The sequence below is a fragment of the Arthrobacter pascens genome (assembly GCF_030816475.1).
Lineage (GTDB): Bacteria > Actinomycetota > Actinomycetes > Actinomycetales > Micrococcaceae > Arthrobacter > Arthrobacter pascens_B.
Genome location: NZ_JAUSXF010000001.1, coordinates 3,825,436 through 3,843,669, shown reverse-complemented (window position 1 = coordinate 3,843,669; position 18,234 = coordinate 3,825,436). Strand labels below are relative to the sequence as shown.

At 64.3% G+C, this 18,234-nt stretch carries 15 protein-coding genes; 10 read left to right on the top strand and 5 right to left on the bottom strand.

Translation table 11 applies throughout. From position 1 onward, the window contains the following. Positions 1-2 precede the first annotated feature (2 nt). From QFZ40_RS17570 to QFZ40_RS17555, 4 genes are all read left to right on the top strand, one after another. Entirely contained in the window at positions 3-1,040 is a 1,038-nt protein-coding gene (locus tag QFZ40_RS17570; RefSeq protein ID WP_306905945.1) for a carbohydrate ABC transporter permease, read from the top strand. Continuing rightward, positions 1,037-1,933 (top strand): carbohydrate ABC transporter permease, encoded by an 897-nt coding sequence (locus QFZ40_RS17565; RefSeq protein ID WP_306905943.1) that lies wholly within the window; start codon positions 1,037-1,039, stop codon positions 1,931-1,933. Before QFZ40_RS17570 ends, QFZ40_RS17565 begins: the two co-directional genes overlap by 4 nt. Then, a complete protein-coding gene (locus tag QFZ40_RS17560; RefSeq protein WP_306905942.1) occupies positions 1,930-2,181 on the top strand; it encodes a hypothetical protein in 252 nt (83 codons plus the stop codon). Before QFZ40_RS17565 ends, QFZ40_RS17560 begins: the two co-directional genes overlap by 4 nt. A 120-nt stretch (positions 2,182-2,301) precedes the next feature. Further along, positions 2,302-3,354 (top strand): LacI family DNA-binding transcriptional regulator, encoded by a 1,053-nt coding sequence (locus QFZ40_RS17555; RefSeq protein ID WP_306905941.1) that lies wholly within the window; start codon positions 2,302-2,304, stop codon positions 3,352-3,354. A gap of 52 nt (positions 3,355-3,406) precedes the next feature. On the opposite strand, the gene QFZ40_RS17550 is transcribed toward QFZ40_RS17555, so the two are convergent. Together QFZ40_RS17550 and QFZ40_RS17545 are read right to left on the bottom strand one after the other, a co-directional pair. Beyond that, positions 3,407-4,357 (bottom strand): hypothetical protein, encoded by a 951-nt coding sequence (locus QFZ40_RS17550; RefSeq protein ID WP_306905940.1) that lies wholly within the window; start codon positions 4,355-4,357, stop codon positions 3,407-3,409. Positions 4,358-4,391: 34 nt separating this feature from the next. Continuing rightward, positions 4,392-5,198, bottom strand: a complete 807-nt coding sequence (locus QFZ40_RS17545; protein ID WP_306905939.1) for an exodeoxyribonuclease III — start codon at positions 5,196-5,198, stop codon at positions 4,392-4,394. A 147-nt stretch (positions 5,199-5,345) separates the two neighbouring features. Here QFZ40_RS17545 and QFZ40_RS17540 point away from each other — a divergent pair, with 147 nt between their 5' ends. From QFZ40_RS17540 to QFZ40_RS17520, 5 genes are all read left to right on the top strand, one after another. Further along, positions 5,346-6,845 carry a CoA-acylating methylmalonate-semialdehyde dehydrogenase gene (locus tag QFZ40_RS17540; RefSeq protein ID WP_306905938.1) on the top strand — a complete coding sequence of 500 codons (1,500 nt, stop codon included), beginning with the start codon at positions 5,346-5,348 and terminating at the stop codon, positions 6,843-6,845. Continuing rightward, positions 6,845-7,933, top strand: coding sequence for an enoyl-CoA hydratase/isomerase family protein (locus QFZ40_RS17535; protein ID WP_306905937.1), 1,089 nt, complete (start codon positions 6,845-6,847; stop codon positions 7,931-7,933). Before QFZ40_RS17540 ends, QFZ40_RS17535 begins: the two co-directional genes overlap by 1 nt. Beyond that, positions 7,926-8,885, top strand: a complete 960-nt coding sequence (gene mmsB / locus QFZ40_RS17530; RefSeq protein ID WP_306905935.1) for a 3-hydroxyisobutyrate dehydrogenase — start codon at positions 7,926-7,928, stop codon at positions 8,883-8,885. The genes QFZ40_RS17535 and mmsB overlap by 8 nt, the downstream gene beginning before the upstream one ends. Further along, the gene (locus tag QFZ40_RS17525) at positions 8,882-9,658 is read left to right on the top strand and encodes an enoyl-CoA hydratase (protein WP_306905934.1); all 777 of its coding nucleotides are present in this window, start codon (positions 8,882-8,884) and stop codon (positions 9,656-9,658) included. Before mmsB ends, QFZ40_RS17525 begins: the two co-directional genes overlap by 4 nt. Before the next feature lie 116 nt (positions 9,659-9,774). Then, complete coding sequence (locus tag QFZ40_RS17520) at positions 9,775-10,365, top strand: DedA family protein (RefSeq protein ID WP_306906981.1); 591 nt, start codon at positions 9,775-9,777, stop codon at positions 10,363-10,365. 42 nt (positions 10,366-10,407) lie between these two features. Here the strand turns inward: QFZ40_RS17520 and QFZ40_RS17515 are convergent, their stop codons facing one another. After that, positions 10,408-11,634: an MFS transporter gene (locus QFZ40_RS17515; RefSeq protein ID WP_306905933.1), complete on the bottom strand. Its 1,227-nt coding sequence runs from the start codon at positions 11,632-11,634 to the stop codon at positions 10,408-10,410. Positions 11,635-11,866: 232 nt separating this feature from the next. On the opposite strand from QFZ40_RS17515, the gene QFZ40_RS17510 reads away from it, so the two are divergent. Continuing rightward, entirely contained in the window at positions 11,867-15,796 is a 3,930-nt protein-coding gene (locus QFZ40_RS17510) for a family 43 glycosylhydrolase (protein WP_306905932.1), read from the top strand. 64 nt (positions 15,797-15,860) lie between these two features. On the opposite strand, the gene QFZ40_RS17505 is transcribed toward QFZ40_RS17510, so the two are convergent. Further along, a complete protein-coding gene (locus QFZ40_RS17505; RefSeq protein ID WP_306905931.1) occupies positions 15,861-16,370 on the bottom strand; it encodes a MarR family winged helix-turn-helix transcriptional regulator in 510 nt (169 codons plus the stop codon). A gap of 3 nt (positions 16,371-16,373) precedes the next feature. After that, complete coding sequence (locus QFZ40_RS17500; RefSeq protein WP_306905930.1) at positions 16,374-18,098, bottom strand: AMP-binding protein; 1,725 nt, start codon at positions 18,096-18,098, stop codon at positions 16,374-16,376. Positions 18,099-18,234 lie beyond the last annotated feature (136 nt).

Genomic DNA, 18,234 nt, shown 5'->3' with positions numbered 1-18,234 from the left:
CCATGGCAACCGAATTGGGCCCGACGCCGGTAACACGGCCGGCGTCGGGCGGTACCGAGCTTCACCACGCGCCCAAGGGCGTAGGTGAGGACAACAGGCTAAAGAGCCAGGGCAAGTGGGCCTCGTGGCTGCTGGCCCCCACCATCATTGCGTTGGGCATTGTGATCGTCTACCCGATCATCAGTGCCATCGTGATGTCATTCCAGAAAGATGCCGGACTTGATCCGGCCACGGGATTGTTCGTCCAGGGCGGACCGGCTGGCCTTCAAAACTATGTGAACTGGCTTGCCCAGCAGTGTGCGTCTCCGGGTGGCGGGACCGTTGCCTGCCCGCCCGGCACCTTGGGAGCCCAGTTCTGGTCAGCTACTGCCACCACTTTCTTCTTCACGGTGGTGACTGTGGCGTTCGAAACGGTGCTCGGCTTCTGGATGGCCATGATCATGGCAAGGACCTTCAAGGGCCGCAGCCTGGTACGTGCCGCAGTCCTGGTGCCGTGGGCCATCCCCACGGCTGTGACCGCCAAGCTCTGGCTGTTCATCTTCGCTTTTGAGGGAATCGCGAACAAGCTCTTCAACACCACGATCCTTTGGACAGGCAGTGAGTGGCCGGCAAAATGGGCAGTGATCATCGCGGACGTCTGGAAGACGACACCGTTCATGGCCCTGCTGATTTTGGCGGGCCTCCAGATGATTCCCGCGGAAGTCTACGAGGCAGCCAAGGTGGACGGCGCATCGGCCTGGCAGCGGTTCCGGATGATCACGCTGCCACTGGTCAAGCCGGCTTTGATGGTGGCTGTCCTGTTCCGAACCCTGGACGCACTGCGCATGTTCGACCTCCCGTACATCCTCACCGGAGGGGCCAACAACACCACAACCCTCTCCATCCTGGTCATCAGTCAGATCAGGCAGGGATTCAATGCGGCGGCCGCGCTGTCCACGATCACGTTCATCATCATCTTTCTGGTCGCTTTCATTTTCGTCCGCTTCCTGGGCGCGAATGTTGTGGAGCAAAGCGGCGCCACTCCTAAGGGGAAGAAATGACCACCGCGACAGCAGCCACGGAGCTGCGTGCACGGCAGGACAAGGGCCGGAAGACGGCGCAGAACCGCGAGAAATGGGCCCAGGGGCGGACCTACATCAGCGCGGTTGTCATCCTGATCTGGTGCCTCGCCCCCGCCTACTGGATGGTGGTCACTGCGTTCCGGGATGTCGGATTTACGTACGACACCTCGATCCTGCCCACCCATGTCACGATGGACAACTTCAATACGGCGTTCGACACCTCGTTCGGAAACCACTTCGGACAGGCTCTGGTCAACAGCGTCTTCATTGGTGTCGTGGTGACGGCCATCTCCCTTCTGATCGGCGTATTCGCGGCGTATGCACTGGCGCGCCTGAACTTCCGGTTCAAGTACCTGGTGCTGGGCTTCATCCTGGGGGCATCCATGTTCCCGGGCGTTGCCCTGATCACTCCGCTGTTCCAGTTGTTCACCAACATCGGCTGGATCGGCACCTACCAGGCGCTGATCATTCCGAACATCTCGTTCGTGCTGCCGCTGACTGTGTACACCATGACCTCGTTCTTCCGGGAAATGCCGTGGGAGCTCGAGGAATCGGCGCGCGTGGACGGCTGCACTCAGGGGCAGGCGTTCCGTAAGGTGATCATGCCACTGGCGGCACCGGCGATCTTCACCACTGCGATCCTGGCCTTCATCTCCTCCTGGAATGAATTCCTGATCGCCAGCCAGCTCTCCAGCGACGCAACGCAACCGGTCACAGTGGCCATTGCGAGCTTCGCGGGGGCGCAGCCTAACCAGATTCCGTACACGGCGATCATGGCAGCCGGCACCATTGTCACCATTCCCTTGGTGATCCTGGTGCTAATCTTCCAGCGCAAGATCGTCGCGGGCCTGACAGCGGGTGCAGTCAAGTGACCGGGAACGTTTCCCGCCCCCAGCAGCCAAAGGGGGCGGGAAACGGGCGCCGGCTGGAGCGCTCGGGCGAGGACTTTGACATCATCATCGGGTTCCTTGGCTTCTGGGCCGTGGTCCTGCTGGCGGTCACTGTCTGGATGGAAGTCACCGCCCAGCCCGCGCTCGGCTGGGCGCTCGGCCTGCTGGCCACATTGGCGGCGATTTTCGGGATGGTGCGGCTCCGCCGTCGGCTGCCAGCCCGCAAATAGGCACCAGGCGGTCAGCTTCCCGCAGGTAACACTACGAAGTAGTGGGACGCGCAAAATACTATGGCTCGGGGCGATCGCAGGGGTTTGCGGACGCCTGCCTGGAGCCGATGAGGGGACATTGTGGCACGCACAAGTGAAAGGTCTCAACGGGGCGGCCACAGCGGTGTCAGCATTGAGGACGTAGCAGCGGCGGCCGGCGTGTCCACTGCCACCGTGTCAAGGGCGGTGCGGGGGCTGCCCAGAGTTTCGCCGGCAACGCGTGAAAAGATCCTTGAAGTGGCTGGGGCCCTGGGGTATGTCGCTTCCTCATCGGCGTCCGGACTGGCCACGGGTCGCACCAAAACCATCGGGGTGCTGGCACCGTTTGTGAGCCGCTGGTTCTTTTCCAAAGCCATTGAGGGGGCAGACCGGGAGTTGCATGCCCGCCACTACAACCTCTCCTTGTTTAATCTCGGCGGGCACGGCAGCAACCGCGAGCGGCTCTTCAGTAAAACCATGGTGTACAAGCAGATCGACGCACTGCTGGTTCTGTGTATGGCGCTCACCCATGACGAGCTTGACCACCTCCAGAAGATCGATATCCCGCTGGTGGTGGTCGGCGGGCACGTCGAAGAATGTGCGTACATCGGCATTGACGACTACGCCGCGGCCTCAACCGCAGTCATGCACCTGATTGAGCTGGGGCACCGCGATATCGCGCTCATCCACGGCGATGACGAAACCGACCTTAACTTCGATGTGCCCCGTGTCCGGATGCTGGCATTCACTGAGGTCATGGAGGGCGCCGGGCTGCCCATCCGCCCGGAATGGGATGAGTGGGGTGATTTCACGGTCCGGAGCGGCCAGGAAGCCTTCCGCCGGCTTTGGGCCCGTCCCGGGCCCAAACCCACCGCAATCTTCTGCGCCTCGGACGAGATGGCTATGGGCGTCATTTTCGAAGCAGCCCGGATAGGTGTCCGCGTGCCGGAAGAGCTTTCTGTCGTGGGCATCGACAACCACGATTTCGCTGATGCCATGGGACTTACCACCGTTGGGCAGCGGCCCGACGAACAGGCCGAACTCGCCACGAAGATGCTCCTTGACGAACTGGACGGCGTGAGCGGCTCCGTGCGGTCCGCCGTCGCGCCCCACGAGCTCATCGTCAGACGTACGACGGCGCCGCCTCCGGTTTAGCGAAGAGTGCAGTCTGGGAAGTGGTCGAGTCGACGGCGGTGAGCCCGTGCCGTCAGGAAGCGCGGGCGAGCTGCCGGATGGGAATCCACCGGGACGCGAGCCGCCGATAGGCGGCCGCCGCGCCTGTCATGTCGCCCTCGGCCAGGCACTCGATGCCGAGACGGATGTCCATGGGCGACTCATCGGGGTAAACCTTGTCAGCCACTGCACCGTAGTCCAGCTCCACCATGGAATTCACGTGGAACAGCTCCAGCCATTCCGTCAGCTGGGCGAGGTCATCAAGCATGTCCAGGTCCGGCGCTGCCAGCGCCAGGTTGGCCACGGCGTAGCGCGCACGTTCCATCGCCTCGGTTATAGGCGCCCATACCCTGACGGTGAGGATCCGCCCGCCCGCTTCCACCACGTCCTTGTGGTCGGATTCGCTGAACAGTGAGAACCAGCTGAACGGGATGCCCCAGGTGGAGGCGCGGGTGTGCACCCGGATGGATCCGTCGCGGGCCTTGACCTGGTCGATCCGCTCCTGGTGCTTGTCCCGCTGTTCCTCCGGGATCAGCATTTCGGCCAGGGGCCCGTGGATGCCTTCCATCAGGGCGTTGGCCGCCAGGCCGGCACGCAGCACGAGCTGGCTGGGGCAATAGAGCAGCACTGTTTCGGAGCTTTTCCCCTGGCTGGTCCCGGTCCCGGTCCCGGTCCCGGAACCTGTGGCCGCGGCGCCGTCGGATGTTTCCGCTGCAGGGGTACCTGCTGACGAAGCCCTGGAAGCGGTAGTGACGCGCACCAGGTCCGTCCGGCCGGTGGGGAAGGGATCCCCTCCCGCCCGGGTGATCCGCCCCAGGGATGCCAGCAGCTCGGCGTTTTCGACGGCGGCGCGGGAGGCTGTGCGTGCGCCGGCCGCCTGGATGGCTTGCCGCTGTTCCTCCGGAAAGGCTTCCAGCGGTTCGTAGACGCGCAGCGTGGATGAGAACGGCAGGCCGGCCTGGCCCCGGTAGAGGTTTCCCGTCATAGCAGTCTCCTTTCGGGGGTCCAGGATGCAGCCATCACTCAGCCAGATCCACCAGCACCGGAGCGTGGTCGGATGCGCCCTTGCCTTTGCGTTCCTCGCGGTCTATCGAGGCGCCCGTGACGCGTGCGGCCAAGGCAGGGGAGGCCAGGACGAAGTCGATCCGCATGCCCTGCTTCTTGGGAAACCGCAGTTGGGTGTAGTCCCAGTAGGTGTAGACACCCGGGCCCGGGGTGTACGGGCGCACCACGTCCGTGAAGCCTGCCGCTTCAATGGCGCGGAAGGCCGCCCGTTCCGGTTCGCTCACGTGGGTGTAGCCCTGGGAAAGGAAGAGGTCAATGTCCCAGACATCCTCGTCCAGCGGTGCAATGTTCCAGTCGCCCATCAGGGCAACCTGGGCCTCCGGGTTCCGGGTCACCAGGCCCTGGGCGTGGTTCTTCAGCGAGTCCAGCCAACTGAGCTTGTACGGCATGTGTTCGTCGTTAAGGGCGCGCCCGTTGGGTACGTAGAGGCTCCAAACCCTGACGCCGCCGCAGGTGGCCGCGATGGCGCGGGACTCCTGGACCGGGTCCGCGCCGGCTTTGCCGAACCCGGGCTGGCCCAGAAAGGCGCGCTCCACGTCCTCGAGGCCTATCCGGGAGGCGATAGCCACGCCGTTCCACTGGTTCGTGCCGAAATGCGCAACTTCGTAACCCATCCGCTCGAAGAGTTCCCACGGGAAGTTGTCGTCGGTGCATTTGGTCTCCTGGATGGCCAGCACGTCACAGTCGCTGCGCCGCAGCCACGCCTCCACCCGGTCGGCACGGGCACGGAGGGAGTTCACATTCCAGGTAGCTATCTTCACAGTCCCTAACTTACCTTGGCAGTACTGCGGCGGGGAAAGCGCAGGGCATGCTGACGGGCTGCCTCCGGCGCTCTGGAATTTAGTAGGAAGTCCGAGTATATTCGCTTGCAGAGATGACCTGGAGCACATGCGAAGGAGCATTCAGCCATGGTGCAGGAACTATCCCATTATGTTGGCGGCAAGCGCGTAAGCGGGATCTCGGGCCGGTTCGGCGACGTTTTTGATCCCTGCACGGGGCAGGTCCAAGGGCGTGTGCCGCTGGCCGGCAGCGAAGAAGTCGAGAACGTGGTGGCCATAGCGGAGAAGGCCCAGGTTGAGTGGGCCGCCATGAACGCGCAGCGCCGCGGCCGGATCCTGCTCAAGTTCGTTGACCTGGTGAACCAGAACATGGACGAGCTCGCCACACTCCTGTCCTCCGAGCACGGCAAGACACTTCCTGATGCCAGGGGCGACATCCAGCGCGGCATCGAGGTGGTGGAGTTCGCGGCCGGTGCCCCGCACCTGCTCAAGGGCGAGTTTTCCGACGACGCGGGCACCGGGATCGACGTCCACTCCCTGCGCCAGCCGCTGGGTGTGGTGGCAGGCATCACCCCGTTCAACTTCCCGGCCATGATCCCGCTGTGGAAATCCGGGCCTGCCCTCGCTGCCGGCAACGCCTTCATTCTTAAGCCTTCCGAACGTGACCCGTCTGTGCCGCTCCGCCTGGCGGAGCTCTATTCGGAAGCCGGCGTGCCGGACGGCGTCTTTAATGTGGTCAACGGAGACAAGGAGGCGGTGGACGCACTCCTCGAGGACCCGCGTGTCAAGGCAATCGGCTTTGTGGGCTCCACACCCATTGCGCAATACATCTACGCCACTGCCGCTTCCCACGGGAAGCGCGCCCAATGTTTCGGCGGAGCCAAGAACCACATGGTGATCATGCCGGATGCGGACCTGGAGATGGCGGCGGACGCCCTGATCGGCGCCGGCTACGGTTCAGCCGGGGAACGCTGCATGGCCATTTCCGTAGCCGTCCCCGTCGGTCAGGAAACTGCTGACAGGCTTGTGTCCAAGCTCCAGGACCGGGTCAAGAGGCTCAGGGTGGGACACAGCCTCGACAAGGATTCGGACTTCGGACCGGTGGTTACCGCCAGCGCAAAGGAGCGGATCGAGGGCTACATCCAGTCCGGCGTCGACGAAGGCGCCACCTTGCTGGCGGACGGCCGCGGCCTGGCGGTGGATGGCTACGACGGCGGCTTCTGGGTGGGTCCGACGCTCTTCGACGACGTCACGAAGGACATGAAGATCTACAAAGAAGAGATCTTCGGTCCTGTCCTCAGCGTGCTCCGCGCGGCCGATTACGATGAGGCGCTGCAGCTCTGCAGCGACAATGAGTTCGGTAACGGGGTAGCCATTTTCACCCGGGACGGGGATGCCGCCAGGGACTTCGCGAGCCGCGTGGAAGTGGGCATGGTGGGAATCAACGTGCCCATCCCGGTCCCCATTGCCTATTACACCTTCGGCGGCTGGAAAGCATCAGGATTCGGCGACCTCAACCAGCACGGTGCCGACGCCTTCCGCTTCTACACCAGGACCAAGACGGTCACCACGCGCTGGCCCTCCGGAATCCGGCAGGGCGCCAGCTTCGTGATGCCTGAAGGAAGCTGATGGCCGATCTTCCGGAGGATTCGCCAGACGGAGCGCAGGCCAGTGCAGAAGTGCTGTTCCAGCGTCGCGGCCATCTGGGGGTGATCACCCTGAACAGGCCAAGGGCCGTCAATGCACTTACTGCCGGGATGGTGGCGGCGATGCTGGAGCAGCTCACCGCATGGGCAGACGACGACGGCGTGGCGACCGTCCTGGTGCGGGGCGCCGGAGAACGGGGCCTGTGCGCCGGCGGGGACATTGTTGCCATTTACCAGGACATGCTCACCGGAGGAGCGCAAACGGCCGCCTTCTGGCAGTCGGAATACCGCCTGAATGCCATGATTTCGGCATATCCCAAGCCATACGTCGCCTTCATGGACGGACTGGTGCTGGGCGGCGGCGTGGGAATTTCCGCGCACGGGTCGGTGCGAATAGTCACCGGCCGGACCAGGATGGGCATGCCAGAGACCACCATCGGATTTGTCCCCGACGTCGGAGGGACCTGGCTTCTCGCGAAGTCGCCTGGCGAGGCCGGGACCCATGCTGCCCTGACAGGAGCCCACCTCAGCGGCGCGGACGCGCTGTTCCTCGGCCTTGCGGATCACTACATCCCGTCGGAAAGGCTTCCGGAGCTGGCGGCGGAGCTCGAAAGCGAAACCGCAGGAGCCGCCGTCGCGCGTTTCGTCCAAACGCCTCCCGCATCCGCGCTGGTGGAACAGCGGAAATGGATTGACACCTGCTACGCATCCTCCGACGCCGAGGACATTGTCCGCCGCCTCCGGGACAGCGGGGGAGAGGCGGCCGAGGCGGCCAGGACTATCGAAGAGAAGTCGCCCACGGCGGTAAAGGTGGCCCTGGAATCCCTCCGGCGGGTCAAGGGCCTGACGCTGGAAGAAGCCCTGGCGCAGGAATACCGGGTGGGGCTCAGGTTCCTGGCCGCACCCGACTTCCGCGAAGGAATCCGGGCGCAGGTGGTGCATAAGGACCGTTCGCCGCAGTGGAAGCCCGCCACCCTGCGCGAGGTACAGACAGAGGACGTGGAGCGGTTTTTCGCGCCGCTGGGCGATAGGGAACTGAACCTTCGGTCAAAGGAGACGGATCATGCCTGACAACGCCACCATCGCTTTCCTGGGCCTGGGCCATATGGGTGGACCCATGGCCGTAAACCTGGTGAAAGGGGGATATCACGTGGTGGGTTTCGACGTCGTGCCTGCCGCACTCGAAACCGCCAAGGCCCAGGGCGTGCCCACGGCAGCCAGCCCTGTGGAGGCAGTGTCCGGAGCGGGAGTGGTACTGACCATGTTCCCCAGCGGACAGCATGTCCTGGATGCCTACCGGGGCGTGGACGGTCAGCCCGGGCTGCTGGCCGCGGCAGCCCCCGGCACCATGTTCCTGGACTGCTCCACCATTAATGTCGATGAGGCGCTGCAAGCTTCGGCGCTTGCCGTCGACGCCGGACACCTGGCTGTGGATGCCCCGGTCTCGGGTGGCGTGGTGGGTGCGGAGGCAGGAACCCTCACCTTCATGGTGGGCGGCGAGCCGGATGACTTCGAGACCGTGCGGCCGATGCTGGAAGTGATGGGCAAGCGGGTGGTTCACTGCGGCGGGCACGGTGGCGGGCAGGCCGCAAAGATCTGCAACAACCTGATACTGGGAGTGTCCATGATCGCCGTGAGCGAGGCATTCGTCCTGGGCGAGAAGCTGGGACTGACCCATCAGGCGCTGTTCGATGTCGCTTCAGCCGCATCCGGCCAGTGCTGGGCACTGACCACCAACTGCCCCGTTCCCGGACCGGTTCCCACCAGTCCAGCCAACCGCGACTACCAGCCGGGCTTTGCCGGGGCACTGATGGCCAAGGACCTCAAACTCGCCGTAAATGCCCTGCAGAGCACCGGCGTGGCAGCCCGTCTGGGGCCTCTCGCGTCGGAAATCTACGATAGGTTTGCCGCTGAAGGCGGCGCCGGCCGGGATTTCTCCGGGATCATCACGGATATCCGGGACAAATCACAGGGTGGTACCGCGGGGGCAGACGCAGCGCTGGATGACGGGAATCAAGCATGACGGAGTACTCCAATATCCTCGTGGAGCGGCGCGGCCGGGTGGGCCTGGTAACCCTGAACCGGCCCGAGGCGCTGAACGCCCTGAACCAGGCCACCATGGAAGAGGTGGTGGCTGCTGTCCGGGCCATGGACACTGATCCCGGAGTGGGGGCCGTGGTAATCACCGGCTCCTCCAAGGCATTCGCCGCCGGGGCGGACATCAAGGAGATGGCCTTTCAGGGCTACATGGACATGTACGCCGCCGACTGGTTCCGCGGCTGGGAGGATTTCACCCGGCTCCGCATTCCCACCATCGCCGCAGTGTCCGGCTTCGCCCTGGGCGGTGGCTGCGAGCTGGCTATGATGTGCGATCTCATCATCGCCGGGGACAACGCGAAGTTCGGCCAGCCAGAGATCAACCTTGGCGTGCTCCCGGGAATGGGGGGCTCCCAGCGCCTGACCCGGGCTGTGGGCAAGGCCAAGGCAATGGACCTCATCCTGACCGGACGGTTCATCGGCGCGGAGGAGGCCGAACGCAGCGGACTGGTCTCCCGCGTCGTACCCGCGGAGGATGTAGTGGACGAAGCGCTCAAAGCGGGCGAGATCATTGCATCCAAGTCGAAACCGGTGGCCATGGCGGCGAAGGAAGCCGTGAACGCTGCCTTTGAAACCGGCCTGGCCCAGGGCGTTCTGTTCGAGCGCCGAATCTTCCACTCGCTCTTCGCCACGGAAGACCAGAAGGAAGGCATGGCGGCCTTCACAGAAAAGCGCCAGCCCGAGTTCAAGCACCGCTGACCACGCAATGGCTGACAGGTCAGGAATCAGTGGAAAGAATTAGCTGGAAGGAATAGGTGGAGGGAGCATCAGTAGCTGCGTCCGGTGCAGCCGACAACCTGACCGGGCTCGTGGGGATGGCCGCCCAGGCCATCGATGCCCTTGGCGAATGGGGCGTGGGGCTGTTCACTCTGGCCGAGACTGTCGTTCCGCCCATCCCCAGCGAGGTCATTCTTCCCCTGGCGGGCTATCTCGCCAAACAGGGGTCCTTGAGCCTGGTCCTCGTCTTCATTACCAGCACCCTGGGCGCCTATCTCGGCGCCCTCATGTTGTACTGGCTGGGGGCCCGGCTGGGCCTGGAAAGATCCATCCGCGGCCTGTCCCGGCTGCCGCTGGTGGACAGGGAAGACTTTGACAATGCAGCAGGCTGGTTCCGCCGCCACGGCAGGTCTTCCGTCTTCTTCGGACGCCTGCTCCCCGGTGTCCGTAGCCTCATTTCGCTTCCGGCCGGCGCCTCAAGCATGCACCTGGGCACCTTCAGCGTTTTCACCCTCGCTGGAAGCGGTCTGTGGAACGGGGCACTCATTGGCCTTGGTTTCCTGCTCGGCACCCAGTACAGGCTGATCGAACAGTATTCGCGGTTCCTCAATTACGTGGTCTACGTTGCGCTGGGACTGATGGTGGTAGGGCTTGTGGTCAGGAGCGTGCGCCGCAGGTCCGGTCGCTAGGAAGCCTCCAGCCGGCGGTGCTGTGTTCCTTGCTGCCCGGGGTCAGGACGCGGGGTCAGGACGCGGGCTGAGGACGCGGGCAAAAAGTATTACCAGAAGGCCTGCGAGGGGCACGACGACGAGGCCGAGCCGCAGTGATGAGGCGTCTGCAATTGCACCGACGACAGGGGGAGAAAGAAGGAAGCCCAGTCGTAGCAGCCAGCTGACGATGGTGAGTCCCGCCCCCGCCCGGAGGCCCGGCAACTCGTCTGCGGCATGCATGGCGGCGGGAATGAGGGTGGCGACACCGAGACCGGCGAGACCGAAACCGATGACAGTGCCGATGATCGTTGGGAAGGACAGGGCAAGGCCCATGCCCGCCAGAACAATCAGTCCTCCGCAGCGGGCAACAGCGCGTTGGCCGAAGCGGTCCACCAGGCGGTCACCGATTATCCGTCCCACGAACTGCATTCCTTGGAGTGCCACAAAGCCTGCGCCCGCCATGAAGGCCGATGCCCCGAGGGAGCCCGAGAGGTAGATGGCGGACCAAGAGCTTCCGGAGTCCTCCACGAGTGCCCCGGCGGAGGCAATGATCACGAGGGCAAGGAGCGCCCCGTAGATAGCCTTGGACTGAAGCAACCCGCCGAAGTCATTCGGGCTTCCCTCTCCCGTGTCATTGTCGCCAGGGGCTTCTAGGGGTTCCGGCCCCGAAAGCAAAAGCCTGTAAGACAGGACCGCCATGAGGCTGAAAACGGTTGAGGCGACGGCGAGATGGACAGGAGGAGGTACGGCCAGTTCCGCTGCAGCGGCGCCGACGAGGCCTCCAACGACGGCCCCGACACTCCATACGGCATGGAACGAGTTAAGGATCGACCTTCCGTAGAGCCTTTGCACCCTGAGGCCATGGGAATTCTGCGCCACGTCGGTGATGGCATCCATAGAGCCCGCAAGGAAAAGACCGCCGGCAAGGGCCACCCACGCTGGGGCGCTGCCAGCCAGGAGAATACCGAGCGACGCCAGGACGGTGGCAACGATTGCCACCCTGGAGGACCGGAACCTGCGCACGAGCATTCCGGCGCTCAGGCCGGCCAGCAGTGCGCCCAGGGGAAAAGCTGCAACTGCCAGGCCGAACGCCGCGTTGGACAGCCCGAGATCCGTTTTGATGTCCGGGTACCTCGGGAGCAGGCTGGCGAAGATGGCGCCGTTGGTGAAGAACAGTAAGTTGACCGCAAGGCGCGCACGACGCGCCTCGCTTGTGGGCTGTTGAGCTAGGAATGGCGCAATCGTCATAGGGGATTCGATTCTTCTTCGAAACGTGAACGTTCACGGACTCGCTTCAAGGTTACGGGAGGGCAGAGACTTTGACCAGCGCAGGACCCTCTGGCGACCCGACTTATTACAAACCATTTAATAAGACCTATTGCAAACATGTTGTTTGCCCAATACTTTGGAGTCCAGCCCGGTTCCCCGGTCCGGGACGCTCTTGGCAACAGGCCAACCTTCATCCACCTCTGGAGAACCGATGATGCTTCAACTGAGATTCAAGGCGGCCTTGGCAGCCTTGCTCATCGCCGCCACGAGTCAATTGGCGGCGGGCGCTGCGAGCGCCACCACACCCGCCCCGACTCCTTCCCCCACCGCCGAACCCACATACCTGTTTGCCTTCGGCGCCAATGACGCCGGACAAACCACTCTTCCAGCCGGCTACCGGAACGATCCCATCGTGCAGCTGGCAGCGGGGAACAATCACACTGTCGCCGTGACGCAGCCCGGCCAACTCCTCGCCTGGGGCTCCAATTCGGCCGGGCAATCCACAGTTCCTGCCGCCGGCAAGACCAAGTTCACCGCCGTCGCCGCAGGTGCCAGCCATTCACTGGCCTTGTCCAGGGACGGCGGTGTCGTTGCCTGGGGCGGCAACTCCAGTGGACAGTCCGCTGTCCCCGCGGCCGCCCTGACCGGTGTAAGGAAGATCTCCGCCGGCGGGAGCAACTCCGTGGCGCTGAAGACTGACGGCACCCTGGTCGCCTGGGGTGACAACGCATTCGCGCAGAACCAGATCCCGGCCGAACTGGGCGGCAGGCAAATCGAACAGACAGCCACAGGCTCGGGCTTCAACCTCGCCCTTGACAGCACAGGCCAGGTCACCGCCTGGGGGCGCAGCGACGCCGGCCAGCTGGAAATCCCGGCAGAAGTCAAGGCCACCCGCATCACGGCGGTCTCCGCCGGAGTAACGCACTCCCTCGCCCTGACGGCCGACGGCAAGGTCCTTGCCTGGGGATCCAACGCGTACGGCCAGCTCAACGTGCCCGCGGAACTCGCTTCCGAAAAAGTCACTGCGATTGCAGCGGGCGGCTACCACAACCTTGTGGCCACCGAGTCGGGCAAGGTCTTCGCCTGGGGCGAGAACAATGCTGGCCAAGGCACATTGCCCGATGGCGTAGGCCCCAAGGTTGTTGCCCTGGCCGCCGGTGAAGCACACAGCGTGCTGTTCACCCGCCCCGACGACGGCGCTGTTGCCGTTCCGCTGGCCGGTCAAATAGCCGCCCTCCCGCCACAGTTGCCCGCCGCAGTAGTCCCCGGAACAGTGTGGTCCTGGGCACCAGCGCTCGCCGTTCTCGGCATGGCCCTCCTCGGGGCGGCCGGCTTCGCCGCCTTCCGCTCCCGGCACCTGTCCGGTTATGCTCTCGCAGCGGCCAAGGCTGCTGCCGGGGTCCGTGGCCGGCGGGCAGCCGGCGCAACGCTCGCTGCTGCCGTCGGCGCCTCCCTGCTGATCCCGGCGACACCCGGAATGGCCGCGGATGAGGCTCCCGCAGGCTTCCCGGAGCCGACTCTCGCGCAGTTGGTATCCACCAACGGCATGCTGTACTTCGCCAACAGCGGCGCGTCGGTTACGGACAAGGTGGCAGACGGCGACACGCTGGGTATCTTCCAGTCCCGCTCAGACCAGCCTCTGGGTCAGGACGCAAAGACGGGGGGCAGCTGGGGTTATGTCTCGGATGCATTCTCCAATCCGAAGGCCAACACCAACACGACGCTGGGCAAGTATGACTCCATCCTTTACGACGCCCCGCCGGCCGGCTCGGTCCTTAGCCAGCGCGCGGTCAAATACGACTTCGACCTGCCCAGCGGCAGCTACGATGTCACCTTCGGATTCAAGCTCCCGGGCGGCTGGGCCGGCCGCACCATGGACCTCATGGCTGAAGGGGCAGTTCTTGGAACCGCATCCGCCGGCAGCACCGCATTGGAGAAAACCTTCATTGTGCAGGTCACCGACAGCACCTTGAACCTGCAGGCGCACAGCCAGGCCGGACGCACCAACACCTTCCTGGACCCCGCCCTGAACTTCGTGCTGATCCGCAAGCCGCTGGAACACACCACGGCACTGCTGGGCGAAAAGATCCGGCAGGCCAGCCTGAGCCAGGAGCAGGCGTCGTTGTATGCAACGGACAGCGTTGATGTTCTGAAGCAGAAGCTTGCGGCAGCGCAGTCCCTGGTGGACGCTGCCTCTACCGACACCGCGGCCATTAAGGCAGCCTACGAGGCAATAGACGCGGCGACGAAGGCCCTGCGCAAACTGGTCACTTATGATTCATTCCGGCCCGGGAAGCCCTGGCTGGACAGCAACGCCAAGGCCATCCAGGCCCATGGCGGCCAGGTGATCCCCGCCAAGGACGCCGCTGGCAAGACCATTTACTACTGGTATGGCGAGGACCGCTCCAACGGCTACCAGCCCATGCCCGGCGTCCATGCCTATTCCTCCTACGACCTCTACAACTGGAAGGACGAAGGGCTGGCACTTAAGGCCTTGACCTCCCGCGCCCAGTTGGACACGGACCCGTACTTCACCTCCCTCTACGCCGACTACACGACGCATGAAAAGGACGCCGTCTTCCGTGACCTTGACAGCAACGGCTCGGGCAACGCGGCTGGCCGGGCCGTGGTCCTCGAGCGCCCGAAGGTCATTTACAACAAGTCCACCAACAAGTGGGTCCTATGGGTCCATGCCGATGGGCCGTCCACCACGTCCAACGCGCAGTACGCCAAGGCCCAGGCGGGAGTTGCTGTGTCGGACAGTCCGTTCGGGCCCTTCCGGTATGTCGACAGCTACCGCCTGGACCAGATCCCGGCAAACGACCCCAACAACCAGTACCCCTCCCAGCTGGGCATGGCGCGCGACATGAACCTCTTCCAGGATGACGACGCAGCCCGGACCGGGTACATCGTCTACTCAAGCGAAGAGAACCGCACCATGTATGTTTCGCGGCTCAACGCCAGTTACATGTACCTCAATGTTCCGAAGTCGCGGTCGGTGGACGGCGTGGACTTCAGCCGCAGTTTCCAGGGCCAAGCCCGTGAGGCCCCGGCCATGTTCAAGTACGACGGAATGTACTACCTGATTACGTCCGCAGCCACAGGCTGGGACGCGAATGCGGCCCGCTATGCCACCGCCCCATCTCCGCTCGGACCATGGACCCAGCACGGCAACCCGGCCATCGGAACAAACGCCAACACCACATTCTCCTCGCAGAGCACGTCTGTCATCCCGGTGGATGCCGCCGCGGGCAAGTTCATTTACATGGGCGACCGCTGGACGCCGTCTGACCTGGCCAACGCCCCGCAGGTCTGGCTGCCCATGACGTTCGACGCCAATGGCGGACTGACCTTCGACTGGCACGACACCTGGAAGCTGCAGGACCTCGAGAACCGCGGAAAGTTCAGCGTCCAGATGGACGTCCCGAAACAAGTGGCACTCGGCGCGGGCCCGGCTGCCTTGCCGTCAACCGCCGTGGTCACCCAGAACGGAACCACGACGACGTCGGCAGTCACCTGGAGCGGCGCGGCGTTCAACACACCCGGCAGCGCAACTGTCACGGCGACCTTCGCCTCCAACGGCCGAAGCACTGCCTACAACGTCCTGGTGGTCCCGAAGGGTACCGTCTATCTGGCCGATCCGGGCGGATCAGACACCCAGGATTATGCCGATCTACGGGATGCCGTGTCCGCCCTCGGCCCGTTGTCCAACTCCGTGAAAGACCAGCCCCTGGGGCCTGATCCGGCCACCGGCAAAGTATGGGGCTACGACAACCCCGGCACGTCCACCACATCGGGAGGATCCATGTTCGCGACGCTTCGCTACGTGACCCAAACCGCCAGCCGCAAGGACTTGTCCTATATGTTCGGTGCGCTGGATCCCGGCCAGTACACGGTGTACATCGGACTCTTCGATCCGTGGGCGTCATCGGCACCCAACAGGGCAGCCAAGATCAGCATCAACGGAACAGTCGTGGCAGCCAGCCAACGCTTCGGAGCGACGGACACTACGCTGACCTACACAGGCCGGTCCCCGGACGCCCTGGGCAAGCTCAACGTCAATCTGGCCCCGACCACTGCGAATGACATCCAGTTGAGCTGGATCATGGTGGTGAAGAACCAGGAACAGGCGCAGGGCTGAATCCCCGTACTCATGGAAGCACCCCGGTCTCCTGACCGGGGTGCCTCCTTGCCCAAGATGGCGCTCAGCCTTCCGTGAAGTCGCCGGCGTTCCGGCGGAAGCTGCTAAGAATCCGGATCAGCTGGTCGACGTCTTCGCCCGCGAACCCCGACTGGCCGAACACCTCGGTGTTGAGCACCGCCGTCGCACTTTTGGCGACGGTACGGCCCTCCGCGGTGAGCTCAATCAGCGTGGTGCGGCCGTCGGTGGGATGTGGTGAGCGGGTCACCAGTCCGGCGCCTTCAAGGCGGTCGACGGCGTTGGTCACCGAGGTGGGATGGACCTGGAGCAGGGCGCTCGCCTTGTTCATGGGCAGCGCGCCGCTGCGCGCGAAGCTCAGGAGTGCGAGCAGTTCATAGCGCGCGAACGTCAGGCCGAAGGGTTTCAGGGCGCCTTCGATCCGGGCCAGCAGGATCTGTTGGGTGCGCATGACCGCCGTAATGGCGGCCATGGGTGCCGCAACATCGGCCCAGCCGTGTTCTTCCCAGTTGCGCTGGGCGTCGGCGATGGGGTCGCGGGGGAGCGGGGAGGCCATGGCTTAGCCCTTCAGCCCCGGGAAGTCCGCCTCGGAGTATTCGATGCCAAACCCTTCGGGGATTGCGTCCCCGCTGTGCCTCAATTCTTCGCTGTGCCGCAGTTCCACGCGCCGGATCTTGCCCGAGATCGTCTTGGGCAGCGCCGCGAATTCCAGCCGGCGGATGCGCTTGAACGGAGCGAGATGGTCGCGGCAGTACCGCAGGATGTCTTCGGCCAGCTCCGGGCCCGGCTCATGTCCGGCGGCGAGGACCACGTAGGCCTTGGGAACGGACAGCTTGAGGGCGTCGGGCGAGGGAACCACGGCGGCTTCCGCCACTGCCGGGTGCTCGATCAGGACACTCTCCAGCTCAAACGGGGAGAGCCGGTAGTCGGAGGATTTGAAGACGTCGTCGTCACGGCCAATGTACGTGATGATGCCGCGCCCGTCACGGCTGGCCATGTCTCCCGTGTGGTAGTAGCCGCCGCGGAACGCCTCGGCGGTCTTTTGCGGGTCGCCGTAGTACGCCTTCATGAGCCCGACGGGACGGGGATCGAGGCGCAGGCACAGCTCGCCGTCGTCGGCCTCTTCTCCCGTGTTCGGATCCACCAGCACCACGTCGTAGCCGGGAAGCGGCTGGCCCATCGCGCCGGTCTTGACCGGCTGTCCCGGGGTGTTGGCCACCTGGACGGTGGTTTCGGTCTGGCCAAAGCCGTCGCGGATGGTCTGGCCCCAGGCACGCTGCACCTGACCGATGACTTCGGCGTTCAGCGGCTCACCGGCCGAGACCACCTTGCTGGGAGGCTTCTTCAGCAGCGCCAGGTCCGCCTGGATGAGCATGCGCCAGACCGTGGGCGGGGCGCAGAAGCTGGTGACGTTCTCGCGGTCCATCTGCTCCATGAGCGCGCGGGCGTCGAAGCGGTCGTAGTTGTAGATGAACACACACGCCTCGGCGATCCACGGCGTAAACACGTTGGACCAGGCATGTTTGGCCCAGCCGGGCGAGGCGACATTCAGGTGCACATCACCGGGTTCCATGCCGATCCAGAACATCGTGGACAGGTGCCCCACCGGGTAGGACGTGTGGGTGTGCTCAACGAGTTTGGCTTTGGAGGTGGTGCCGGAGGTGAAATACAGCAGCAGCGTCTCGTCCGCCGCGGTGGGGGCCTCGGCAGTGAACATGTCCGGAAAGCCTGCCGAATCCCGATATTGCAGCGCACCCGCGGTTGCCGGTGTGCCGGTGTCGTCGATTTCAATCAGGCGGTACCGGCCCGGAACGCCGGCAAATTTGCCGATGTTGGAACGTCCGACGGCGGCCCAGCCCGCCTCGCCCCGCTCCACCCGGTCCGCGAGGTCCGCGGGACCCATCAGGGTGGTGGTGGGGATCAGGACAATGCCAAGCTTGATGCCGGCCAGCATCAGCTCCCACAGTTCCACCTGGTTGCCCAGCATGATGATCATCCGGTCTCCGCGGCGCACCCCCTGGCTTCGGAGCCAGTTGGCTACCTGGCTGGATCGGGCAGCCAGGTCGGCGTAGCTGCGGCGGGTTGCTGAGCCGTCCTGCTCAACGATCACGAGCGCGGGGTTGATGCCTTTGGCCGGATCCGCAGCGATCTGGTCGAACCAGTCCAGGGCGAAGTTGAACTCTTCGAAGCGCGGCCACCGGAACTCGCTCCTGGCCTGGACATAGTCCGAACGGAGGGCCAGGAGGCGGTCACGTGCTGCACGGAAGTCATCGGTGACTGACATGGGGCACCTTTCGCCAAGTGATACGCATCACTAAACATCCAACCTTGTGCAATATACTAGGACATCCAAGGGTTTGGAAGAAGGAGCGAAGGGATGAGTGCCCGTGCAGCCACAAGGACGTGAGAAGGGCGCTTTG